The organism is Corynebacterium sp. c3Ub_189 (genome assembly GCF_039907195.1).
In the GTDB taxonomy this organism is placed as follows: domain Bacteria; phylum Actinomycetota; class Actinomycetes; order Mycobacteriales; family Mycobacteriaceae; genus Corynebacterium.
In genome coordinates, this window is the sequence record NZ_JASBOF010000037.1 from 1 (window position 1) to 3,452 (window position 3,452).

Below are 3,452 nucleotides of genomic sequence, written 5' to 3' on the forward strand. Positions count from 1 at the left end.
TGTGGTTTGTTTGTGTGTGTTTGTGTGATTTCTTTTTTCTTTAATCAATTTTTTGTCAAGTTCACTTGTGTGGCCACCTGCATGATTTTTGTTGTGTGTGGTGGTTTGTGTGTTCGTTATTAAGGGCGCATGGTGGATGCCTTGGCATGCTGAGCCGATGAAGGACGTGAAAGGCTGCGTTAAGCCTCGGGGAGTTGTCAATTGAGCGTTGATCCGAGGATGTCCGAATGGGGAAACCTGGCCCTGGTTATGTGGGGTTACCCTTCAGTGAATTCATAGCTGTTGTGGGGGTTTACGCGGGGAAGTGAAACATCTCAGTACCCGTAGGAGGAGAAAATAATAATGATTCTGCTAGTAGTGGCGAACGAACGTGGATGAGGCTAAACCGTGTGCATGTGATACCTGGTAGGGGTTGTGTGTGCGGTGTTGTGGGCCCCAATGTGGACTAGCTACTGATGGTCCGCTCGTGTGTTGTTGTTAGGTGAAGTGGTTTGGAATGGCCTGCCGGAGAAGGTGAGAGTCCTGTAGTTGAAGACAATGGCATGTGGGTTGTTGGGTTGCCCGAGTAGCAGCGGGCTCGTGGAATCTGCTGTGAATCTGCCGGGACCACCCGGTAAGCCTAAATACTCAGTGTGACCGATAGTGTATGAGTACCGTGAGGGAATGGTGAAAAGTACCCCGGGAGGGGAGTGAAATAGTTCCTGAAACCATGTGCTTACAATCCGTCAGAGCACCGTTTGTGTGTGATGGCGTGCCTTTTGAAGAATGAGCCTGCGAGTCAGCGGCATGTCGCGAGGTTAACCCGTGTGGGGTAGCCGTAGGGAAACCGAATCCTAATGGGGTGGCAAGTGGCATGTCCTGGACCCGAAGCGGGGTGATCTACCCATGGCCAGTGTGAAGCAGCTGTAAGAGGTTGTGGAGGCGCGAACCCACGTAGGTTGAAAACTGCGGGGATGAGCTGTGGGTAGGGGTGAAAGGCCAATCAAACTCCGTGATAGCTGGTTCTCCCCGAAATGCATTTAGGTGCAGCGTCGTATTATAGCTTGGTGGAGGTAGAGCGACTGGTTGGTTGAGCGGGACTACAATCTTAGCAATGTCAGCCAAACTCCGAATGCCACTAATTGTGTTGTACGGCAGTGAGACTGTGGGGGATAAGCTTCATAGTCGAGAGGGAAACAGCCCAGATCGCCGGTTAAGGCCCCTAAGGGTGTACTAAGTGGAAAAGGATGTGGGATCGCGAAGACAGCCAGGAGGTTGGCTTAGAAGCAGCCATCCTTGAAAGAGTGCGTAATAGCTCACTGGTCGAGTGGTTCTGCGCCGACAATGTAGTGGGGCTCAAGTACACCGCCGAAGCCGCGGCAAGCAATTTTTTGTTTGGGTAGGGGAGCGTCGTGCATGGGTTGAAGCGTTACCGTAAGGAGGCGTGGACTGTGTGCGAGTGAGAATGCAGGCATGAGTAACGAATTGATAGGTGAGAATCCTATCCGCCGGATGACTAAGGGTTCCTGGGTCAAGTTCGTCTTCCCAGGGTGAGTCGGGACCTAAGGCGAGGCCGACAGGCGTAGTCGATGGATAACCAGTTGATATTCTGGTACCCGTACATGCGCGCCCATGATAAAGCACTGATACTAACCACCGCAGATGCACTGCTAGTCTTCTTTGAAGTCTGGTGGTGTTGATGTCGTGGGGCCTGATGTGTGGTTCAAGTGATGGGGTGACGCAGTGAGGTAGCCACGCCACTTATTGGATTGGTGGTGTAAGCGTGCAGATCGTGTGGTAGGTAAATCCGCCGCACATATGGTTGAGACGTGATGCGTAGACCCATTGGGGTTGATGGTGGTGATCCTGTACTGTCGAGAAAAGCCTCTAGCGATGTGCGTGTATGGCCCGTACCCTAAACCGACACAGGTAGTCAGGTTGAAAATACTAAGGCGTTCGGGTGAACTGTGGTTAAGGAATTCGGCAAAATGCCCCCGTAACTTCGGGAGAAGGGGGGCCTCACGACGTGAGCACTCTTTGCGGTGTTAAGCGTTGTGGGGTCGCAGAGAATAGAGGGAAGCGACTGTTTATCAAAAACACAGGTCCATGCGAAGACGTGAAGTTGATGTATATGGACTGACGCCTGCCCGGTGCTGGAAGGTTAAGAGGACCGGTTAGTAGTCTTTGACTGCGAAGCTGAGAATTTAAGCCCCAGTAAACGGCGGTGGTAACTATAACCATCCTAAGGTAGCGAAATTCCTTGTCGGGTAAGTTCCGACCTGCACGAATGGCGTAACGACTTCTCTGCTGTCTCAACCACAGGCCCGGTGAAATTGCACTACGAGTAAAGATGCTCGTTACGCGCGGCAGGACGAAAAGACCCCGGGACCTTCACTATAGCTTGGTATTGGTGTTTGGTTCGGTTTGTGTAGGATAGGTGGGAGACAAAGAAGCTATCACGCTAGTGGTGGTGGAGTCGTTGTTGAAATACCACTCTGATCGGATTGAGCATCTAACCTTGGCCCATGATCTGGGTTGGGGACAGTGCCTGGTGGGTAGTTTAACTGGGGCGGTTGCCTCCCAAAATGTAACGGAGGCGCCCAAAGGTTCCCTCAGCCTGGTTGGCAATCAGGTGGTGAGTGTAAGTGCACAAGGGAGCTTGACTGTGAGACAGACATGTCGAGCAGGGACGAAAGTCGGGACTAGTGATCCGGCACCTACTTGTGGATGTGGTGTCGCTCAACGGATAAAAGGTACCCCGGGGATAACAGGCTGATCTTCCCCAAGAGTCCATATCGACGGGATGGTTTGGCACCTCGATGTCGGCTCGTCGCATCCTGGGGCTGGAGTAGGTCCCAAGGGTTGGGCTGTTCGCCCATTAAAGCGGCACGCGAGCTGGGTTCAGAACGTCGTGAGACAGTTCGGTCTCTATCCGCCGCGCGCGTTGAAACTTGAAGAAAGCTGTCCCTAGTACGAGAGGACCGGGACGGACGTACCTCTAGTGTGCCAGTTATCCCGCCAGGGGTATCGCTGGTTGGCTACGTACGGAAGGGATAACCGCTGAAAGCATCTAAGCGGGAAGCCTGTTTTAAGATGAGGTTTCGTTAAGGTCCCCTAAAGACGATAGGGTAGATAGGCCAGACCTGGAAGCACTGTAAGGTGTGAAGGCTACTGGTACTAATTGACCACAACAAACACCAACACACTCCGTGTGACTTGGCAAAACAACAAAAGAAGAAGAAAACATTGTCACTGTCGTGACCGCGTCCACTATGCAGTATCTGACACAACACCCACACAAAGTGGGCACCCAAAAAGGGGTTTGTACTAATGCTTCGAATGTTTGTCGGTGGTCAATAGCTGCAGGGAAACGCCCGGTCCCATTCCGAACCCGGAAGCTAAGCCTGCACACGCTGATGGTACTGCAACCGGGAGGTTGTGGGAGAGTAAGTCACCGCCGACACCAAACAACA

General features: G+C 52.5%; 2 rRNA genes. Both read left to right on the forward strand.

What is annotated here, in order from left to right:
* Positions 1 to 109 precede the first annotated feature (109 nt).
* Positions 110 to 3,179, forward strand: a 23S ribosomal RNA gene (locus tag QKD99_RS11315).
* Positions 3,180 to 3,324: 145 nt separating this feature from the next.
* A 5S ribosomal RNA gene (gene rrf, locus QKD99_RS11320) occupies positions 3,325 to 3,442 on the forward strand.
* Positions 3,443 to 3,452: the final 10 nt, after the last annotated feature.